The organism is Bariatricus sp. HCP28S3_A4 (assembly GCF_052066395.1).
GTDB lineage: Bacteria > Bacillota > Clostridia > Lachnospirales > Lachnospiraceae > Allocoprococcus.
The window spans coordinates 50898-69269 of the sequence record NZ_JBQHSE010000012.1 but is presented as its reverse complement, the minus strand read 5'-3'; the positions used below and the strand labels follow the sequence as shown (position 1 = coordinate 69269).

At 43.7% G+C, this 18372-nt stretch carries 23 protein-coding genes, 2 pseudogenes and 1 other annotated feature; of the genes and pseudogenes, 6 read left to right on the top strand and 19 right to left on the bottom strand.

Annotated elements, in window-relative coordinates; all coding sequences use genetic code 11:
* Positions 1-43 precede the first annotated feature (43 nt).
* Positions 44-253: a binding site (T-box leader), on the bottom strand.
* Between the two features lie 81 nt (positions 254-334).
* Positions 335-1294, bottom strand: a complete 960-nt coding sequence (locus tag ACTNBF_RS08140; protein ID WP_427820630.1) for a calcium/sodium antiporter — start codon at positions 1292-1294, stop codon at positions 335-337.
* A 333-nt stretch (positions 1295-1627) separates the two neighbouring features.
* On the opposite strand from ACTNBF_RS08140, the gene ACTNBF_RS08135 reads away from it, so the two are divergent.
* The 3 genes from ACTNBF_RS08135 (at position 1628) to nagA (ending at position 4360) form a co-directional block, all read left to right on the top strand.
* Positions 1628-2287, top strand: a complete 660-nt coding sequence (locus tag ACTNBF_RS08135; protein WP_427820631.1) for an RluA family pseudouridine synthase — start codon at positions 1628-1630, stop codon at positions 2285-2287.
* 173 nt (positions 2288-2460) lie between these two features.
* A complete protein-coding gene (gene nagB / locus ACTNBF_RS08130; protein WP_441089039.1) occupies positions 2461-3186 on the top strand; it encodes a glucosamine-6-phosphate deaminase in 726 nt (241 codons plus the stop codon).
* A 37-nt stretch (positions 3187-3223) separates the two neighbouring features.
* Positions 3224-4360 (top strand): N-acetylglucosamine-6-phosphate deacetylase, encoded by a 1137-nt coding sequence (gene nagA / locus ACTNBF_RS08125; protein ID WP_427820633.1) that lies wholly within the window; start codon positions 3224-3226, stop codon positions 4358-4360.
* 75 nt (positions 4361-4435) lie between these two features.
* Here the strand turns inward: nagA and ACTNBF_RS08120 are convergent, their stop codons facing one another.
* The 7 genes from ACTNBF_RS08120 to ACTNBF_RS08090 form a co-directional block, all read right to left on the bottom strand.
* Complete coding sequence (locus ACTNBF_RS08120; RefSeq protein ID WP_427820634.1) at positions 4436-5098, bottom strand: HAD family hydrolase; 663 nt, start codon at positions 5096-5098, stop codon at positions 4436-4438.
* Complete coding sequence (locus ACTNBF_RS08115) at positions 5098-5259, bottom strand: hypothetical protein (protein ID WP_427820635.1); 162 nt, start codon at positions 5257-5259, stop codon at positions 5098-5100. Before ACTNBF_RS08115 ends, ACTNBF_RS08120 begins: the two co-directional genes overlap by 1 nt.
* 306 nt (positions 5260-5565) lie before the next feature.
* Positions 5566-6687: a tyrosine-type recombinase/integrase gene (locus ACTNBF_RS08110; RefSeq protein WP_441089038.1), complete on the bottom strand. Its 1122-nt coding sequence runs from the start codon at positions 6685-6687 to the stop codon at positions 5566-5568.
* A 337-nt stretch (positions 6688-7024) separates the two neighbouring features.
* Positions 7025-7207: a hypothetical protein gene (locus tag ACTNBF_RS08105; RefSeq protein WP_441025201.1), complete on the bottom strand. Its 183-nt coding sequence runs from the start codon at positions 7205-7207 to the stop codon at positions 7025-7027.
* A 23-nt stretch (positions 7208-7230) separates the two neighbouring features.
* The gene (locus tag ACTNBF_RS08100) at positions 7231-7605 is read right to left on the bottom strand and encodes a hypothetical protein (protein ID WP_441089037.1); all 375 of its coding nucleotides are present in this window, start codon (positions 7603-7605) and stop codon (positions 7231-7233) included.
* 79 nt (positions 7606-7684) lie between these two features.
* Positions 7685-7873, bottom strand: a complete 189-nt coding sequence (locus ACTNBF_RS08095; RefSeq protein WP_441025203.1) for a hypothetical protein — start codon at positions 7871-7873, stop codon at positions 7685-7687.
* Between the two features lie 14 nt (positions 7874-7887).
* A complete protein-coding gene (locus ACTNBF_RS08090; RefSeq protein ID WP_441025260.1) occupies positions 7888-8217 on the bottom strand; it encodes a hypothetical protein in 330 nt (109 codons plus the stop codon).
* Positions 8218-8576: 359 nt separating this feature from the next.
* On the opposite strand from ACTNBF_RS08090, the gene ACTNBF_RS08085 reads away from it, so the two are divergent.
* Positions 8577-8783 carry a hypothetical protein gene (locus ACTNBF_RS08085; RefSeq protein WP_441089036.1) on the top strand — a complete coding sequence of 69 codons (207 nt, stop codon included), beginning with the start codon at positions 8577-8579 and terminating at the stop codon, positions 8781-8783.
* Positions 8784-8934: 151 nt separating this feature from the next.
* On the opposite strand, the gene ACTNBF_RS08080 is transcribed toward ACTNBF_RS08085, so the two are convergent.
* The 7 genes from ACTNBF_RS08080 to ACTNBF_RS08050 all read right to left on the bottom strand — a co-directional run bounded on the left by ACTNBF_RS08080 (position 8935) and on the right by ACTNBF_RS08050 (position 13659).
* Positions 8935-9027 (bottom strand): putative holin-like toxin, encoded by a 93-nt coding sequence (locus ACTNBF_RS08080; RefSeq protein WP_235396831.1) that lies wholly within the window; start codon positions 9025-9027, stop codon positions 8935-8937.
* Between the two features lie 148 nt (positions 9028-9175).
* Entirely contained in the window at positions 9176-9394 is a 219-nt protein-coding gene (locus ACTNBF_RS08075; RefSeq protein ID WP_441025206.1) for a hypothetical protein, read from the bottom strand.
* A 212-nt stretch (positions 9395-9606) separates the two neighbouring features.
* Positions 9607-10533 carry a sigma-70 family RNA polymerase sigma factor gene (locus tag ACTNBF_RS08070; RefSeq protein ID WP_441089035.1) on the bottom strand — a complete coding sequence of 309 codons (927 nt, stop codon included), beginning with the start codon at positions 10531-10533 and terminating at the stop codon, positions 9607-9609.
* 143 nt (positions 10534-10676) lie between these two features.
* Positions 10677-11033: a hypothetical protein gene (locus ACTNBF_RS08065; protein ID WP_441089034.1), complete on the bottom strand. Its 357-nt coding sequence runs from the start codon at positions 11031-11033 to the stop codon at positions 10677-10679.
* A gap of 190 nt (positions 11034-11223) precedes the next feature.
* Entirely contained in the window at positions 11224-13107 is a 1884-nt protein-coding gene (locus ACTNBF_RS08060; RefSeq protein WP_441089033.1) for a bifunctional DNA primase/polymerase, read from the bottom strand.
* The gene (locus tag ACTNBF_RS08055; protein ID WP_441025213.1) at positions 13104-13475 is read right to left on the bottom strand and encodes a hypothetical protein; all 372 of its coding nucleotides are present in this window, start codon (positions 13473-13475) and stop codon (positions 13104-13106) included. The genes ACTNBF_RS08060 and ACTNBF_RS08055 overlap by 4 nt, the downstream gene beginning before the upstream one ends.
* 4 nt (positions 13476-13479) lie before the next feature.
* The gene (locus ACTNBF_RS08050) at positions 13480-13659 is read right to left on the bottom strand and encodes a polyprenyl synthetase solanesyl diphosphate synthase (RefSeq protein ID WP_441089032.1); all 180 of its coding nucleotides are present in this window, start codon (positions 13657-13659) and stop codon (positions 13480-13482) included.
* A 248-nt stretch (positions 13660-13907) separates the two neighbouring features.
* On the opposite strand from ACTNBF_RS08050, the gene ACTNBF_RS08045 reads away from it, so the two are divergent.
* A complete protein-coding gene (locus tag ACTNBF_RS08045; RefSeq protein ID WP_441089031.1) occupies positions 13908-14543 on the top strand; it encodes a helix-turn-helix domain-containing protein in 636 nt (211 codons plus the stop codon).
* Positions 14544-14963: 420 nt separating this feature from the next.
* Positions 14964-15533 carry a hypothetical protein gene (locus ACTNBF_RS08040; RefSeq protein WP_441025219.1) on the top strand — a complete coding sequence of 190 codons (570 nt, stop codon included), beginning with the start codon at positions 14964-14966 and terminating at the stop codon, positions 15531-15533.
* Positions 15534-15600: 67 nt separating this feature from the next.
* On the opposite strand, the gene ACTNBF_RS08035 is transcribed toward ACTNBF_RS08040, so the two are convergent.
* From ACTNBF_RS08035 to ACTNBF_RS08020, 4 genes and pseudogenes are all read right to left on the bottom strand, one after another.
* The gene (locus ACTNBF_RS08035; protein WP_441089030.1) at positions 15601-16590 is read right to left on the bottom strand and encodes a bile acid:sodium symporter family protein; all 990 of its coding nucleotides are present in this window, start codon (positions 16588-16590) and stop codon (positions 15601-15603) included.
* A 3-nt stretch (positions 16591-16593) separates the two neighbouring features.
* Positions 16594-16692: pseudogene (locus tag ACTNBF_RS08030) on the bottom strand (pantoate--beta-alanine ligase); the annotation flags it as partial.
* Positions 16685-16792, bottom strand: a pseudogene (locus tag ACTNBF_RS08025) (aspartate 1-decarboxylase); the annotation flags it as partial. The pseudogenes ACTNBF_RS08030 and ACTNBF_RS08025, both read right to left, overlap by 8 nt.
* A gap of 221 nt (positions 16793-17013) precedes the next feature.
* On the bottom strand, positions 17014-18366 hold the full coding sequence (locus ACTNBF_RS08020; RefSeq protein WP_427806179.1) for a glycoside hydrolase family 32 protein: 1353 nt from the start codon (positions 18364-18366) through the stop codon (positions 17014-17016).
* Between the last annotated feature and the right edge of the window lie 6 nt (positions 18367-18372).

Genomic DNA, 18372 nt, shown 5'->3' with positions numbered 1-18372 from the left:
CAATTATTTCAAAACAAAAAACGCCGGTTCTTCCGCCCCTGATAAAAGGGACCGGAAAACCGGCGGTACCACCCTGATTAACCGTCTTACTTCGTAAAACAGTTCTCTTCATTTCCCGTTAACGCCGGGCGCGCTGTATTTTCATACAGGGACTCCAAGGCAGGTTCTATATCTTCCATGCAGCTTCCTTGCACCGGACGGAAACCTCTCTGTGCCACTTCCAATATATACTAATCCTCTTCACGGTCCACGTGTCTATTATTTCTTTTCAGATACTAAGGATTTTAATTGAGATTTCTGCATTTGTCAACCCGTCTTTGATATTTCACTGCAGTTATCTCACATAAATATATGCAAAATATACCGCATACAGCATCAGAAAGAGCACACCCTCTCTCTTGGATAATTCTTTACGGCTCTTTGCGCAGATCAACGCAAATACACTGAACACGATCAGTATAATCATATCATATATCGCATCGATATCTACTGTGATCGGACAGATTGCGGAACTTGATCCCAGAATCAAAAGTATATTGAAAATGTTCGAACCGACAACATTTCCCAGCGCGAGATCATTTTCTCCCTTTTTGGCCGCGACCATCGATGTAACAAGTTCCGGCAGGGAAGTACCCATTGCAACGATCGTAAGACCAATAAAAGTCTGGCTCAGTCCAAAGCGAACTGCAATCTCCGTAGCAGAATCAACAACCAGATCTCCTCCCAGAACGATTCCTGCAATTCCGCCAATAATAAAAATTGCACTTTTCGCCGGGCTCAAGACTGCATAATCTTCAGCAGGCATCGCATTTCGCGCTTTTAGTGCCTCCTTAACCTGAAGTACCAGGAAAAGGACAAACATGATAAGAAGAACCACACCGCTGATCCTTCCAAGTACGAATTCCCCCTCTCCTGCAAGGATTTTCCCAAAAGCAAGCTTTGTCGTCATCAAAAGCATTGCTGCCGTAATGAAGATTGAAAACGGAAATTCTTTCTTCAATACACTGTCGGTGGCACGAAGGGGCCTCATCAGGGCGCTGCATCCAAGTACGATCAGAAGATTAAACATATTGGAGCCTAAAACATTACTTACAGCAAGTGAATTCTGCCCTTTCAGTGCCGCGGTTATGCTCACAGAAGCCTCCGGCATGCTGGTACCGAATGCGACAACCGTAAGCCCGATGATGATTGCAGGCACTTTCAGGAGCTTCGCAACACTGGAGCTTCCTTCCACAAAATAGTCTGCTCCTTTAATCAATAATACAAATCCCAGAATCAACAATACATAGACCATATCTTTTCCTCCCATTTTATTTATATTTTGGCGGTGCAAAGTTTCGTGTTTTGAGTCGTTTCCTATGTGACGCAATGCATTTTAGGCAAATAAAAAAGACTTCTTATTGCAAAACACTGCACCTATGGCATAAAATCTGCAATAAAAGTCTCGCTAATTGACAATACGAACCGGATTATGTTTAAATAATCGTGATGACGATTTCGTATCACACTGATTTCGGCATTTGATGATCTGACAAAACGAATCAATGGAAGCTACTCCCTTTTACTGGAGATAAGTGTAACTTCCTTTTTTTCAAAAGTCAAGAAAAATATTCTCCGGAGGTAAATTATGGAACATCCTGCTATATTATATGAAGATAAAGACATTATTGTATGTGATAAACCTGCCGGCATACCGGTACAGACCCGAAGATTCGGACAACCTGACATGGAGAGCATTCTGAAAAATCATCTTGCTTCTTCCGGCGGATCCAAGCCTCCTTATCTGGCAGTCATTCACAGACTGGATCAGCCCGTATCCGGCCTCATGGTCTTTGCCAAAAATCCAAAAGCAGCGGCGGCGCTGAACAGACAGCTTATCGGAAATTATTTCTGCAAAGACTATCGCGCTGTCTGCTGCGGCACTTTACCTTCCCCTGGCGGAACTCTGATCGATTACCTCGTAAAAGATGGAAGAAGCAACACCTCCCGGGTATGTTCCAAAGACACCCCTCAGGCCCGACGCGCAGAGCTTTCTTACGAAACCGTTGCTACAGCCAAAGACGCTGACGGCAATACGCTGACCACCGTACATGTTCACCTGAAAACAGGGCGTCATCACCAGATCCGGGTACAGATGGCCCATGCAGGCGCACCGCTTTGGGGCGATAACAAATACAATCCGGAATTCATACAAAAACCGGGCTATGAGCCCATTTCCCTCAGAGCTTTCCACCTCAGTTTCCTCCATCCGGAAACGGGAAAACCGATGAATTTTACTTTAGAATAACGGTAAAATGTGACAGGATTTCATGAACGGCAAAGCCAATAGCACGATTATTGTTTTTTTTTGCACTTTCTATTTTTTTGATTTTCATTATCTTGTTTTTCAATATTTCTTTTGATACATTTATCATATGAAGGCATATCATGCCGACAGGTTCATTGAGAAAGGGGAAAATTATGAAAATCTACAAAACCAAAAATTATGATGCTATGAGTCGCACCACTGCCAATATTATTTCAGCACAGGTGATCATGAAGCCAAACTGTGTCTTAGGTCTTGCTACCGGTTCTTCACCGATCGGGACATACAAACAGTTGGTTGACTGGTACAATAAAGGGGATATCAATTTTGCTCAAGTTACGACCGTGAATCTGGATGAATATAGGGGACTTACACGTGATAACGACCAGAGCTACTATTATTTTATGCATAAAAATCTGTTTGATCATGTAAATATCAAGGCTTCTTATCTGCCGGACGGCACCAGAGAAGACGCCGAAGAAGAATGCCATCATTACGAAGAAATCATCCGTTCCCTTGGCGGAGTGGATCTTCAGCTTCTTGGGCTTGGTCACAACGGACATATCGGTTTCAACGAACCGGCTGATCATTTCCCGAAAGAAACTCACTGCGTAGATCTTCAGGAAAGAACCATTGAAGCCAACAAGCGTTTCTTCGCATCCATTGATGACGTTCCGCGTCAGGCATACACCATGGGGATCGGTACGATCATGCGTGCCCGGAAAATCCTGATCATTGTAAGCGGAGAAGATAAAGCTGATATCGTTCGCGATGCTTTCTTCGGCCCGATCACTCCGACTGTACCGGCTTCCATCCTTCAGCTTCATCCGGATGTAACACTGGTAGCAGACGAAGCTGCTTTGTCCAGGCTTCCGCAGTAATATTTGTTCTATACATTAGAAAGAAGGCTGAATAATCATGATTATCAGAAATGCACTTGTTTACGGTGAAGACAAAACATTTTCCAGACTGGATATTCGAATCGAAGAGGACGTTTTTACGGAGATCTGTCCTTCACTTGCCCCCTCTGAAAATGAATCTGTTCTGGATGCAGACGGACTGTATGCCATTCCGGGACTGATCGACATTCATTTTCACGGCTGCATGGGACATGATTTCTGTGACGGTACTGTAGAGGCAATCGATGCCATCACCCGATATGAGGCTTCCTGCGGTGTCACATCCGTCTGTCCCGCAACCATGACGGTGTCCCCGGAATCACTGGTGCAGGTTATGGATGCGGCACGTACCTATAACGAATCCCCTGCCCGTCCGGGGCAGGCTTCCCTGGTAGGGATCAACATGGAAGGGCCATTCATAAGCGAGGCAAAAAAAGGAGCTCAGGCTGCCGAACACATCCGGCTCTGTGACGAAGCGCTTTTCTGCAGCCTTCAGGAGCGTTCCGGCGGTCTCATCAAACTGGTTGATATCGCCCCTGAGAACGAGGGTGCCATGGAATTTATCGACGCACTCCACGACAAGGTTACCATTTCTCTGGCCCATACAACTGCAGATTATCAGACTGCCAAAGAGGCCTATGACCGTGGTGCCAGACACGCCACCCACCTTTACAATGCCATGCCGCCTTTCACTCATCGTGCTCCGGGAGTCGTCGGTGCCGCATTCGACAGTCCGCACTGCCGTGCCGAACTGATCTGCGACGGTGTGCATATTCATCCTTCTGTCGTCAGAGCTACATTCCAGCTGTTCGGCGATGACCGTATGATCCTGATCAGTGACAGCATGCGCGCTGCCGGAATGGAAGATGGTCAATACACACTCGGCGGACAGGATGTTGCCGTAAAGGGGAAATACGCCACACTTGTCAGCGACGGCGCGCTTGCGGGTTCCGTAACCAATCTGATGGACTGCATGAGAACTGCCGTGAAAGAAATGCAGATCCCTCTGGAAAGTGCCATTGCATGTGCCACGATGAATCCGGCAAAAGCAATCGGAATCTATGACCGTTACGGAAGCATTTCCACCGGCAAGATTGCCAATCTGGTACTCCTGGATCAGGATCTGAATCTCAGACAGGTCATCATTCATGGATAGTCATACCGGATTTCATACTTTTATATTTCAAGAGCTGTGCCTCGTCGGAAGCACAGCTCTTTTTTACACTTTATTCTACTTCTCCAATTCTTCCACAAGCAAAATCACATCAATCAGGGAATCCACCCGCCGATAGCAAAGCTTCCGAATCTCTTCCGTCGGTTCAACAAGATCCGGCACCATGACCGGAATCATTCCCGCCGCATGCGATGCACGAATCCCGGCCGGAGCATCCTCCAAAGCCATGCTCTTTGCAGGGCATACACCGACTGCTTCACAAGCCTTCAGATAGATCTCCGGATCAGGCTTCGCCTTTGTCACCATATCTCCAAAAACACACCCGTCGAAGTATTCCCATATCCCGGCCTCCGTAAGCTGGCGCACCGAATACTCCTGTCTGGATGAAGTGGCAAGTCCGATCCGTATTCCTCTTTCCCTGGCGAAATCCATCAGCTCACGAACCCCCTTCTTCATGGCGATTCCTTCTGACTCTGCAATATCATAGAAAACTTTCCGTGTCAGATTGCCGAATTCTTCCATTGGGAAATCCTGACCATAGATGCTTTTAAAATATGCTTCCCGCCGCTTTACATTAAATCCCAGTGTATGATAAATCTGTTCCCCGACACGCCCATAGCCAAGTGCCGTTCCCGCCTCATTCCAGCTTCGCTGAACCACCCGTTCCGAATCGAAGATCAGACCGTCCATATCAAATATCAGCGCCTCCACTTTTCCCATCAGAACTCAATTCCTTTTCCCATGGCGTCCTTCAGATAAGTGGTGACATCCTCCAGTTTATCAAGAATCTCTTCTCTCTCTTCCCAATCATCACCTGACATATCCACATTCACCAGTGCCTGCTTGATTTTCTTTATCTGTTTAATCAAATCTTCTGTCATCGTATGCTCCCCTTTCTCGATATCTGCCTCAACATGGAATATCCGGAGCAGGCCTCGAATTCACAACATGCCTGCTCTTTATGGTTCTATTTTACTATACTCTCAGGGGAATAGACAAGACCGTTCACAAATTCTAAAGAAAACTTAATATTTTGAAGCTATTATTTTATTGTTGTTTATCATAATTTAAAAAGCTATGATTCACCATACTTTTCACGGTTCTTCTATTTATCATGATTTATCTCCATATATGCAATCTTGGACAAATATTGGACATACAAAAAGGCAGCTTGGCTGCTGCCCCTATCAAAATACATTTGCAATTTTTTCCATTTCATCAGCTTTCGTATCTGGCAGCACATGACTATACAGATCCATTGTCATGGCCAATGAGCTGTGACCAAGTATTGTCTTTAATACCTGTGGTTGCATTCCGGCTTCTATTGCTCTGGTAGCAAATGTATGCCGGAACACATGCGCTGTAATACGCGGGAAGTCATGGCCTGCTGCCGTGATCTGCTTCGTTATCCGATCGATTTCATATTGCACCCGCTGTCTTCCTAAAGGCTCTCCCTTTTCGGTACAGAATAAATATCTGTCTATCCGCTCCACCTTAAATCCCCAGAATTTTCTCTGATTCTCCAGAAGTTCACACAAGGCAGCAGTCAGCGGAATGTCTCTGTTCGAAGTCTTCGTCTTGGGATCGCATTCCATATATCCCTCATTGTTGATATAAAGCAAGGTTCTCTGTATATGGATCACATTCTTTCTCTTGTCAATATCCGTGTATTTCAGTCCCGTGATTTCCCCAATCCGCATTCCAGTGCGAAGCATCACCGCGAACAAATTATATAAATAGCTGTCTTTTGCATATTCCATAAATAATGTCTGCTGTTCTTTTGTCATAGCTTGCCTTTCTTTCTTTTCCTTCTGTCTTGGAAGAGTGGCCAAAGGAACCGGATTTCGTTCTATCAGTCCGTTTCTCATGGCCTGCTTTAAACACCCATTAAGTATCGCCTTCACTAATTTTATACTGGAAAGTGTGTACTCATTATCTACCAGATCATTGTACAGCTTTTGAATATGCTCCCCTCTGATATCAGAAATAAGATTGCTTCCCATGCGTTCCTTGATCGCGAAGTTGTAATAATTCTGATAGTTTGTGTAAGTCCCCGTTTTTACCTGGTTCTTTTTGTACTCCTCCATCCACGTTGTAAACCAGTCATTCAGCGTGATTTTCTTCTTATCCGCATAGATTCCATGCTCCAGCTTGTATTTAAGCTCTGTCATGGCTTTCTGCGTCTTTGTTACGGTTTCCCCGTGAACCGTATATGTTTTATGCTGGTAGGTAAAACGCCCCTCGAAGCCTTCTTTGCTTCTCTGCCTGATTCCCTTTGGCAGCTTACGCCCTCTGTTATCTGTTGCCATAGTATCTCCCTTCCCTGCCATGCGGCAGCAGTCAATTAATGCTTGAAGGAGCTATCCGACCGTTGTATAATCAAGATAGCCCCGTATTGTGTGTACTGGGTTATGCTTATTTGCCCCTCTGGTGTTGCCGCACCTCTGGGGCGTTTATATTCCTCCTTTCCCTGCTGTCCCGTTCCTGTGTTGGCGCGCCATTCCGGGGATATCCGTAATTAATTCTCACTTAAACCAAAAACCGCACGCCCGGCAAAGGCCGACGCTTTACCGGGTATCTAAGGAATTTCGAACGTTTTTGCTTATTATCAGTTACTTTTTTCGGCTATTTCATGCGGTATCGTTTTTAATAAGCCACATCACCTCCCCGAATCAGTTTCCTATCATCAAACCATTTCACACTCCCACCTTTGAAATTCGTCTTGGGCTTCGGAATGGATGATATACCTATCCGGTTAACAACACCATCTTTTACTTCAACAGCAAATTCTACTACACATCTTTGATTATGCATTTCGTTCTGTCTCATATCGCTTTACCTCCACGTTATCATTACCTGGCCGCTTCTGTTTTTTTATTCAATTTCCGACGTATCCTCAGCACATAATTTAGGTGTTTTAAAAAAACATAGGTTTCAAAGCGAATAGTTTTCACATAATCAGCAAATTCTTTTCTTTGTTCGTCACTAACCATCAAATACCACTTAACAATTTTATAATTTAATTCATAATTTACATTATCTATGTTTAGGATAATCAAATCTTGATTGTGGCAGTAGTAAGAAACTACATCTTCCGCTTTTCCAAGTGCAATTACCCACTCAGGTATCCACGCCTTTCTACATGATGCTATTCTAAGTTCTTCGTTTATAAATCTGTAGGCCAATGATTTATACGTCCTTTCTTCTTGCGAAAGGGCAGCAGTCATGTTATAATCTGCTTAACCCTTTCTAGTTGTGTTTGGGTTACGCGCCCCTACAAGAGGACCGGTCTTGTAAGGGCTTTTCTTATAGGTCCTGACCGTTTCTTGGGATATAATCTCGGTATCTCTCCATAACAGAATCAGAAACCCCATTTTTATAAACCTTCCGAATGTCAATCACGCCTATTGCCATTTTCAGTTGCTTAATCAAGGCCGCCCTGCCATCCACAAGTGTGCTTTTCCTGTTTCCAGAATATTCAATCCGGTACCGCATGGAATATCCCCCTTTTATGCGATTGCCTGTACCTGGGATTCTCCGAAGAACCGGGCTTTATATGTTGCGCCATCTCCCTTACTCCCCCAGATCAGATTACAACCAAACAATGCTTTTGATCCGTGGATCACTTCATAGCCGGCTTTCTTCCAATCGCTCCATGTAGCTGTTTTCTCTGTAACGCCTGCTGCCATCTTTGCCGCCAGAATACGCTTTTCATTAATCTCTGCTGCTTTTGCACTTAACCATGCTCTATGCAGGCATTCCGCAAAGCTCAGATCAGTGAACTTGTGGAAGAGCTCCCACGCCTTCAGCATGATTCTTCTTAAATCGAATTTCTTCATCATGTATGCCACCTTTCAATAATTTAGATATCGGATCGGACTGCCCTCGGATCATCTTCGTTCCTATTGCCCGCCAGGCTCAAAGGGATATGGTTCCGAGTATCGGACGCTTTCGGCATTCACGGCCTTTCACCGCTTCTTCCGGCTGTCCCGTTCCTTATCTTTGATTATATTATACTATGTACGTGGTATTTTGTCTATTGACATAACCCACAAATTATGTACGTAGTATCTCGTTAATTTTTGGGTACTTTTACTATGTACGTAGTTGTTGAAATGTGATATAATTTCATTGTAAGGTGGAGAAGGAACACTTTAATTCAGGGCGCCAATTTATCATCCAGAAAGGAGATCCAACAATGAGTAATAGTGAAAGAAAAACCGAATATAATATCAAATACGCAAAAGACAAACTAAAACGTATCCCGCTGGACGTACAAAAGGAAAAATATGAAGAGATTAAAACAGCCGCCACGGCAGCAGGCAAAACAGTAAATGGATATATTAAAATAGCGATAGATGAGCGCATGGAACGTGACGCAAATACGCAGTATTCTCAAAATTAATATACTCAGCGCCTTTTGTCGCCCAGTCCTTGCGTACTGCTGCCAGATATGTTATAGTAAAGACACAAAAAGGGAAACCGGAAGCGGCTTACCTCGAATAATTTAGCTAATGTTCTATGACATCAGCCGTCACTATTGGCAGTAGTGGCGGCTATTTTCGTGTCCCCTTGAAAATCTGATAACACAGACCTACAAGGGCAACCAAGAGTATACAAAACTGAATCAGATCAGAATATGTAACCATGTTATCGCCCTCCTTTCTTTCGTCCGGAGGGTGTTCCCTCCGTAAAGAAGGGTAAGCCGCCTCGCTCTGGTTTCCCATGCCGAGATTTTATCATATTCCAATCAGGGAATCAATGTCCTGCTGCCATCTTCAAAATCTTTGTATAGTATTACATAAACCCTTTCATCAACCCTTTATGTACTTGCTTCGCTCGGGCTTTGTCCTTGCTTTCCAGCTCGTTAAATACTTCCAACCAGAGCTTGGCCATCTTCAACTGATCCCTGGTCTTTCTCCTGCTCTCCCCGCTCTTTATACCGCCTTTCCTTCCCATTTCCCGTAGTTCCTCCGGGCTTCGCTCGCTGTTCGGTATTAAATTATGGTCGTTCATGTATCACCATCCTCTGTGCGACGTCGCACACACCTTGACAATTCTCAACATCTTTTTAGGGTGTCCAAAATGTCCGAATACCTTGACATTTCTCAGCATATCCGAGTATTTCCGAGTGTCCATAACACCTCCAAACGTTTCGGAAATACCTATGTGTGTAAATTGGCGCTGGACGGCAGGGCGCGCCGCATGGGTATCGAGGGTCCACTCCCCTACCATCCAAGTACTTCTCTTTCTACTTCGCTTGTCCATGTTTCCTGGAATCGTCTTACACCTACATGATGCACGGCAGCAGGCGCAAGATATTCCTCATGATATGCCCGAAACCTTACGCACCTCTTCGGCAATCTAAGCGCCCTCATAGCTTTGTTCTGAAGTTGTCGCGCGGCTTCAATGGATACTCCCATCCGTTCTCCTGTTTCCTTAAGCGTCTTTCCTTCCCAAAATCTCCACCTAAGCAACGCTGCTTGATTCTCCGGGAGACGTCCTACTTCTATCCAGACACTCTGGATCATGCGTTCCCGGTCAATCTTTCTGGCCAGATTTTCCTCCAAGTTCTCAGGAGACGCCACCGCGTCTGCAAGTGTATAATCTTCTTCTTCTCCCAGTGGCTCGCTCAAGCTTCGAATTCGCCCCATTCTGGCACTTTTCTTTACGTCCTCAAGTTTCTCTTCGCTCACGCCTAAAAATGCGCTCATTTCGCGGTCTGTCGGTTCCATTCCATAGTATTTAATGTATTCGCTCTTCAACTTCTTGTATTTCCTTACCAGAGCACCTATATGAGCTGGAATACGAACCACATTACCGGAATTATCAATGTATCTTTGCATCACTTGCCTGATCCAGAGTGCCGCATAATTAATAAATGGAACGCCCTTTTCAGCATCGTAATATCTTACCGCTTCGCATAGTCCCAGGTATCCCTCCTGCATCAGATCGTCCATTTCAGCATATCCGGAATACCTCTTTGCCATCTTGAACACAAAGCCTTTGTTCTGGTTCCATAGCTTCAGCATATTATCGGCTTCATTTTCTCCCGCTCTGATCAGCGCAACCAACTGCTCATTTGTTACATTTTCCGTGGTTCCCTCGGGCTTCAACCCGGGTCCGCTACGTTTTGAATCAGCATTTCTTGACATGGTTCGAACCCTCCCATATAATAAATTTATCAGGTATTTAGGGAAGGGCTCGACCAATTGTGGCGGGTTCTTTTTTTTTGTATGCATTAATCGAGTTATTGTATACATTAATCGAGTTATTGCATACATTACGTGAACACTAATCAGGACTGCTGCCCCTTCCGGCTTTCTTTTCTTCGCCCGATTTCCTTCTGAAGCTTTCTCGATTCTTCCGGATCACGCTTAACTCTGTCAATATATTCCATACATTCATGTGACATATACAGCAGCCGGCACTTATTCAGTTCAAAGCCAACTCCATAATTTGCCATGCCATGCAGCTCAGCAAGTGTATAATCTCCGTCCACAGCAATCATAGACTGCACATCATACCCTTTACACGCAAGAGACTCCAATAACGCCGCGGCGGCAGCAGTCTCATTTTCAGCAAACCACACAATATGTACTTCGTTTTTATCAATGCCATTTTCCTTAAAATCTACCAGTATATTAACTTTCATTATTTTTTGTTCCTTTCTTATTTGTTGATGTTCCTATATACAGTGACGAAACCCGCAAATAAAGCGCAAACCATTGATTTTACAAGGCTCGCTTTACTTGTGGGCATCCGCAAGTAAATAACTCTTACTTTCCTTTACTTGCGGATTACCCTCAAATAAATGAAACCCTTATAAATACTGGATTTTTCATTTATTTGTTGGTTTTTTCACTGTGTATAGAAGAATCCTCAACTAAACGAATAAACCACTTCTTTTCTTTGCCGTATCCAACGCACCATGTTTTCGTCTTTCCCTCTTTCTTAAGCTCTGCCTTGGCGTCTCTCATGGCATTCTTACTTATCCCCTCAATATTGGCCAGCTCATCCAGATCTGCAACTTCTTTCTCGCCATCCATCAGGAAGCCCAATATCAACTCTCTTGCTCCCGCTTTGGCAGGAGCTTGACGTGTGTTATAACATGCTTCAGATACAAAATCCTTGTCTTTCTTTGTGGTATATCCTTTGAACTTAATAACCTCCTCTTCGATACTGTACAAAACCGTGCTGGCTGTAGGCCCATAATTGGACTTTTCATGTGATAAATACCTGACCCCCGGTTCGTTGGTCTCTCCTGCCATAATTACCGATCGGCTTATGTCCCAAATATCTGCACTATCGGCAATTCGTTTTCTCCCCCAAACACCTGATTGTTTATTCGCATGTTCTACAATCAGGAATGTTGTCCCATACTTTTCACCGTATCCAATCAAAGGGGCAAGACAGCTTCTCATGGCGTTTCTATCGCCCATTCGAATATCCGGAGGGACAAACGCTTGAATTGGATCGAATATACACAACGCTGGCCGGTATTTTTCTAGAAGCTGTTCCAGAAAGTAACTATTAAACTTAATATCCTGAAATCGTTCATCTGCGATGTCTATTGACAAAATATTGCTTAAATTCGCTCCGTTTTCTCTAAGACGCCGTTTGAGCGTATATTCAAAAGAATCCTCCGCAGAGAAAAACATTACTTTTTCCGGATTACATTTTGCGAAATCGGAAGGCACCATCCCATCAAGCAAAAAAGATCTGTTTCCGCTGCTGACTGCTGCCGCGATCGAACACCATACTGTAGTTTTTCCACTTCCGCCGTCTCCAGCAAGTGACGTGATCTGATACCTCGGCATATAATCCGTAATAAGCCAGTCGGGTTCCTTTTCTTCCGCAAGTTCCATTGTAACCATTTCAAGGCTGTGATTCTTCTGCTGTCGAAAACGTCCCTGATCGGAAACTGCAATATATGGATCTGTTCCTTTTTCATACCTTTTAAGAGCAGGGAATACCTCTTTTTCCAGTTCTTCATCAGAAAGTGGCGGTACACACTTTGCTTCATTTTCCGCTTTGACTGCTACACTTATAGCTCCATCTGAAGCACCTTTTGCTTGCATACTGCATACCATTTTTACCAACCATTGGGTACGCTGACCTTCCGGAATCTGCTCCGGCATTTTAAACCCTTGCGCGCTATCATCTTCTTTCTTCGGACCAGAAAGAAACTCCAATACTTTATCGTTCACTTTCGCAATCTCGATTCCATCTCCAGGTCCTTGCTCCCACTCATATTCTCGTCCATTCTCAAGAATACTGGGCGGCGCGACAATATAGCCCCCATCACCTCGAATATCGACGCCCGGGTACAATCCCGCCCTACATCCATGTGAAGCATTATCTCTGTAGTAATAATGATACCCTCCATGAGAAGAAATAACTCTCCAAGTATCCGGAAGCTCTCCATGATCGCGCTCCCAATCCCTCAGAAATTCAGTTGCATCTATCCCTTTTTCTTCTTTCTTATCAAAGTCGAGTATTACAAGTCCTCCAGATTTCTTTCCTGTCGCGATTCCAATATTCGCATCCGGATATTTACTCCACCATTGGGAAACCTTTTCTTTTTCGGTGGATGCATCACGCTGCCATTCTGCTATGTATGGTCTTTTTCCAGGTGATTTTCCTCCAAATCTTGGAGGAATAATTGGAAAAACCGCAAAACCCATATCAGCATATTGAAGTGCTGCTTCTTTCAATGTGTCATTCATCTATTTATTTCCTCGCTGTCCTTTCCGTCCTGCTGCCACTCTGGAGAGTTCAGTGCTTTCTCTGCACTCTCTATGGCTACCAATGTATTTTCTGCCCTGCTCTTCAATGATCTGCGGAACTCCGCTATTTCCCTTCTGGTCTCCGGAAAGAAATACCCTCCCGTGGTGGATGAACATATTAATGCTCCGGCTTTTCGCTCCTGTGCTATATACTGCTGAAGCTCCCTAGCCGAGCTGCACCCGGTGAGCTTTACTAAGTCCTCTGTAGAAATCGCATTCTCTTTTCCAAGGGGCAGCAGTCCAGCTATTACAAATTCAGAATTGCCGTTCTGATCTGTATGTACTTGGTTATGCTTATTTTTTTTCACGACCCTACACCTCCATCGCCTGCTTATCAAGATAACGATCTATCACAACCTTATCATACAAGCTACGCCTTCCGATTTTTCTCTCGGCTCCAATAGACCTCGCAAATTCTACACCGCGATTTCTACCAAGACTCAAATACATACACACCTCATTGGCATCAATCAAACGTTTTTCGCTTACCATTGAAATATTTTTTCTTTCTGTCATGTTAACTTCTTTCCTTTCTTTATCTGTGTTGATTGAGTAACTCTTGACTATATTTTAAACTTTTGTTATAATTCATTCAACATAAATTAATATGATGTTTAAGTTTAATATTGATGAATTATATTAAAAATTGTTACTAACGAATACAGCGATATGCAATCAAATATAACTCATGCTATCCAAATACAGATTAATTTAACAACTTATTTAAAGGAGTGAATTTTATGGAGTTAAACAAAAAATGCGGACAAAGGTTAAAAGAGTGTATAAAAGCTAAAGAAATGACTCTAAAAGAACTTTCAGCGAAAGTTAATTTCACAATGCAGTATATTAGCAATATTGCCAATGGCAAAAAACCGATGACTGTAACCGCCGCTAAAGCGTTCTCTAAATACTTAGGAGTAAGTGAAGCTTATTTGCTTTGTGAAAGTGATTATAAGACAGAGGCCGAATATAAGAGCGCATGCAAAAAATCCTATACTAATTCAATGGGATGTTGTTTTGCATATCTGGAAACTATCGGTATACATATTAAATTTGTTAACGTGGCTCCCGGAAGCAACACAACAGAGGCGTTTTGGTGCGCTTCATCGGAAGAATTTCAGAAAGATTATGAAATTTTACCCGACGATTGCGTAAAAGTGGACCAATACACATTCGTTGAAATAAGTTCAAATGATTATGACATAGTATTAAGTCCAGTTGCTTTTTGGAATTTTTTCCCGAATATTGAAAACTTTGTACACTTTGCAGTTGAAAACTTTTTAGATAATTTGCAATGTTGCTATCGCAATTCGAAAATAGATTTATCTGATCCAGATACAGAAATCGGACTGATTAAACAAATCCACCAGCCATAATAACTGGTGGAATCTATTTCACTTTTCTTTTATTACTAGAATGCCGTGACCACTCCAAATCACTCGCACGCGTAACAATTCAAAACTCCCCAGGAGAGGTTGTACGCCGGTCTACTGTCTGATCAGAATTTTCGATTTTTTGGCACCGGGGGTGTTCGTTTCTCGTCATTAACTTTCCAATCTTGGACAAATCTTGGACAACTTCGCATTTTCGCACTGATTTCAGTTTCATATACTGCGTCCCACGTGAATCAACAAATGCCGTATTTACTGGGGTTCCTATAATTTAAGAACAATAAATGGGTGTATTCCAGTGATGATTTTATATAAAACTTAATATTTTAGCAAATCACAAACCACATTGTTACCATCTTGTGGTATAATGGCAGCAGCGACAAAATAATAAGGGGAACTATTTCAGTGGATGAGAACAAATTAGAAGCCAAACTCTTAAAAATCAAAGCTCTTGCCGAGCGCGGAGAAGGCGGAGAACGGGAATCCGCAATCAAGCTTTATCAGAAATTATTAAAAAAATACGACATTGATGAAGAGTCACTGCAGAAGGACACGCTGAGTAAGCACTGGTTTACATATGAAAGTGATATTGAAGAGAACCTTCTGGTTCAGATTTTCTATATGGTAACAGGGGATCCGGAATATTTCCGGCGTCAGAGCCGCACCCATGGCAATCAGTGCGGATGCATTTGCACGAATTTTGAAAAAACGGAAATCAAATTCTACTTTGAATTCTACAAGGATGCTCTTCAGCAGGAACTTGAAGCCTTTCTCATGGCATTTAAGCTTAAAAATCATCTGTTTCCGGACGAAAGTGCACGCTGCTTTGTACCGGAAGAGGCCGAAGAAGAAACCGAAATAACGGATATTCTTCTGAAAGCCCAGAAAATCGCCGAGGATATCGACAAATCCAGCCCGGTCCGCATGCTCTCGGGAACGGTTACGGAACCGGGACCAGACACTTCTATTGACTGATAATCGGAATGTTCATAAAAAATACCAGGATGTTTCAAACGTTTCCTGGTATTTTCTATTTATTCGTCTATGCACATTTCATTTTCTCTTCCTGTACATTCGTATTGGTTTCCTGTCTTTCTCCTCTTCGGCGTATTCCCGCAAAAACAGAACCGGATATATTATGCCATACACTGAAGATCGCTCCCGGCAAGGTTGCAAGCGGGTTCGCCGCAAAATTGGCTGTCGCAAGTGAAATCGCAAGTCCGCTGTTCTGCATCCCCACTTCGATGGCAATCGCAGTCACTTTATCATACGGTACCTTCAGGAGCTTAGCTGTTGCCAATCCGATTCCCATTCCGCACAGATTATGCAGGATTACAACTCCCAGAACCAGCATGCCGCAGCTGATAATCTTATCTGCGTTCACCGCAACAATTCCGGAAATGATCATCACAATCGATACCACCGATATCAGGGGCAGAAGCTCAGATATCTTCTGAATCTGTTTTCCCAGAATACTTCTGATCAGGATTCCGAGAAGAACCGGAACCAGAATCACCTTCACAACCGAAAGGACCATTGCAATGAAGGAGACCTCTACCCATGCGCCGGCAAGCACGTACACTAAAGATGGTGTTGCAAGCGGTGCAACAAGTGTCGATACAATCGTCATTCCAACCGACAATGCCACATCCCCTCCTGTAATATATGTAATCACATTACTCGCAGTCCCGCCCGGACAGCATCCCACCAGAATCACTCCCAGCGCCAGATCTTCCGGTAATTTCAACACAACTGCAAGGATCCACGCCAGGAACGGCATGACCGTATACTGTGCCAGACATCCGATGAGTATTTCTTTCGGTCTGGAAAATACGACCTGAAAATCTCCCATTTTTATTGTAAGTCCCATTCCGAACATGGCAATCCCGAGGAACATGGATGTATAATTTGTCGTCCATGCAAATCCGTCACGCCAACAGAAGGCTATTATAGAAAAAATAATAATGATCACTCCGATGTATCTCGTAAGAAATGAACTGATTCTCCCGATTTTTTTCATTATTTTTTCCATCGCCTACACCTCGTAACTGAAATTATCGATCAGTCTCGTTTTACCGATGTAGACAGCCATCGCCGCCAGGACATCCTTCTCTACACGCTCCACTGGCTGCATCCAACAGATCTTCATCTACTGTGATACTTCCCACATAATCCAGTTCAGCCTGCTTAACAGTCGCACGATGTATCTTCCCTTTAAGCATTTCTACTGTCATCTTCAACTTCCTTTCCCAAATCATTTCGGCATGAAAATCACAGTGAATCAGACAGAGTATAGCTTCCTTGGAATACTATCTCCGCAGGTATTATAGCACCCTGACATTTCATCTTGCAACAACGAATCCGTATATTTTTTGCTGCCCCTTTTACATCGTGGCTCATGTACGCTCCCGGCACGTAGCCCGCAGTAAATACCGGCTACTGTGTGAAAAACAACTTACATCTCTTCATCCCCGCCATGCCGCAAAAACAGAATTTTTTTCCCGGAACTGCAGGACAGTTCCATACATTCTCCCAATCCATATACAACATGGCTGATCACAAATTCTCCGTCATTTATAAAGATTTCAATCAGATTTTTATCAACGAAAATCTCAAGTTCACACCTTCCGGATACATCCGGACTTTTGCCAATCAGCGAACAGCTTTTCATTCCTGCAAAAACAATGCTTCTGTCTGTATGTACCGCACCATTTTCCATCCAGATACGGTACCCTCCGATATTCAGGATTTCTCCCTCCTCCAGATTCATTTTCAGACAGAAAGGACGAGAATAATCCAATTTCTCCGGAATCGGTGTTTCTTGATTAAAATATGCTCTTACTTCCGGATGAACCCGGAAAAAGATATGTCCGTTTTCCACATCTATGACTCTTGGCTGACACATCATCCCATTCCACTCCATACCGTTTTTTTCTTTCACTGCCTGTGGCATACGCATCCATCCTATCATCACTCTCCGGCCATCTTTATCCAGATTGGTCTGCGGTGCATAGAGATCCATTCCATAATCCATATACTTGCACTCTCCCGAAATGGACAGTTCACATTTCCCCGGCTCAAATACAGCCGGGGCACAGATTGCGTGACTTTCATACCCTTCTTCCGGATCTCCGATATACATCGCCGAACCTTCAAACACCCAGTCATCTCCCACTCTGAAAATATCCGGGCATTCCAGGATCTTTCCGAATCTGCCATCCAGCATCTGATTCGCAAAATCCCAGTGTATCCCGTCCTTACTGGTATAGATCACAAGCCTACCAGTCTCTTCCCTGAAGGTACTTCCGAGCGCCATATAATACGTGTCTCCTTCTTTCCATACCTTCGGATCTCTCGTATGTACGGCGTGTGCCTGTGCATCATCATGGTTTACAGGTATGATCTGCATTTTTTCTTTCCAGTTATCAAAATGCACTGCATCCTCAGAAATCACCAGCGCCTGGCTGGTCTCAAATTTTCCGTTCTTTGCCATATGGATATTTTCACTTTCCGCTTCCAGATATTTTACAGCAGAATAGTACAAATACAGCTTTCCATCCACTTCCAGCGCACTGCCGGAGAACACACCATTCTGATCGTATTCTTTCGTCGGGAACAACGCAATGCCCTGATGTTCCCAATGGACGAGGTCTTCACTCACCGCATGCCCCCAGTGCATGGTTCCCCACACAGGAGCATACGGGAAATGCTGATAGAACAAATGGTATTTTCCTTTGTAATATATAAATCCGTTCGGATCGTTGATCCAGTTTCCCGGAGCTTTTAAATGCAATACATTTCTCATCATATTCAA

Bases quoted from the DNA above. Each gene is read 5' to 3' on its own strand.
- ACTNBF_RS08050 (WP_441089032.1), bottom strand. From the start codon at position 13,659: ATGGTAAGCGAAAAACGTTTGATTGATGCCAATGAGGTGTGTATGTAT.
- ACTNBF_RS08110 (WP_441089038.1), bottom strand. From the start codon at position 6,687: ATGGCAACAGATAACAGAGGGCGTAAGCTGCCAAAGGGAATCAGGCAG.
- ACTNBF_RS08065 (WP_441089034.1), bottom strand. From the start codon at position 11,033: ATGAAAGTTAATATACTGGTAGATTTTAAGGAAAATGGCATTGATAAA.
- ACTNBF_RS08070 (WP_441089035.1), bottom strand. From the start codon at position 10,533: ATGTCAAGAAATGCTGATTCAAAACGTAGCGGACCCGGGTTGAAGCCC.
- ACTNBF_RS08060 (WP_441089033.1), bottom strand. From the start codon at position 13,107: ATGAATGACACATTGAAAGAAGCAGCACTTCAATATGCTGATATGGGT.
- ACTNBF_RS08020 (WP_427806179.1), bottom strand. From the start codon at position 18,366: ATGATGAGAAATGTATTGCATTTAAAAGCTCCGGGAAACTGGATCAAC.
- ACTNBF_RS08135 (WP_427820631.1), top strand. From the start codon at position 1,628: ATGGAACATCCTGCTATATTATATGAAGATAAAGACATTATTGTATGT.
- ACTNBF_RS08105 (WP_441025201.1), bottom strand. From the start codon at position 7,207: ATGAGACAGAACGAAATGCATAATCAAAGATGTGTAGTAGAATTTGCT.
- ACTNBF_RS08120 (WP_427820634.1), bottom strand. From the start codon at position 5,098: ATGGGAAAAGTGGAGGCGCTGATATTTGATATGGACGGTCTGATCTTC.
- ACTNBF_RS08115 (WP_427820635.1), bottom strand. From the start codon at position 5,259: ATGACAGAAGATTTGATTAAACAGATAAAGAAAATCAAGCAGGCACTG.
- ACTNBF_RS08140 (WP_427820630.1), bottom strand. From the start codon at position 1,294: ATGGTCTATGTATTGTTGATTCTGGGATTTGTATTATTGATTAAAGGA.
- ACTNBF_RS08035 (WP_441089030.1), bottom strand. From the start codon at position 16,590: ATGGAAAAAATAATGAAAAAAATCGGGAGAATCAGTTCATTTCTTACG.
- ACTNBF_RS08045 (WP_441089031.1), top strand. From the start codon at position 13,908: ATGGAGTTAAACAAAAAATGCGGACAAAGGTTAAAAGAGTGTATAAAA.
- ACTNBF_RS08095 (WP_441025203.1), bottom strand. From the start codon at position 7,873: ATGCGGTACCGGATTGAATATTCTGGAAACAGGAAAAGCACACTTGTG.
- nagA (WP_427820633.1), top strand. From the start codon at position 3,224: ATGATTATCAGAAATGCACTTGTTTACGGTGAAGACAAAACATTTTCC.
- ACTNBF_RS08090 (WP_441025260.1), bottom strand. From the start codon at position 8,217: ATGAAGAAATTCGATTTAAGAAGAATCATGCTGAAGGCGTGGGAGCTC.
- ACTNBF_RS08075 (WP_441025206.1), bottom strand. From the start codon at position 9,394: ATGAACGACCATAATTTAATACCGAACAGCGAGCGAAGCCCGGAGGAA.
- ACTNBF_RS08080 (WP_235396831.1), bottom strand. From the start codon at position 9,027: ATGGTTACATATTCTGATCTGATTCAGTTTTGTATACTCTTGGTTGCC.
- ACTNBF_RS08085 (WP_441089036.1), top strand. From the start codon at position 8,577: ATGAGTAATAGTGAAAGAAAAACCGAATATAATATCAAATACGCAAAA.
- nagB (WP_441089039.1), top strand. From the start codon at position 2,461: ATGAAAATCTACAAAACCAAAAATTATGATGCTATGAGTCGCACCACT.
- ACTNBF_RS08100 (WP_441089037.1), bottom strand. From the start codon at position 7,605: ATGACTGCTGCCCTTTCGCAAGAAGAAAGGACGTATAAATCATTGGCC.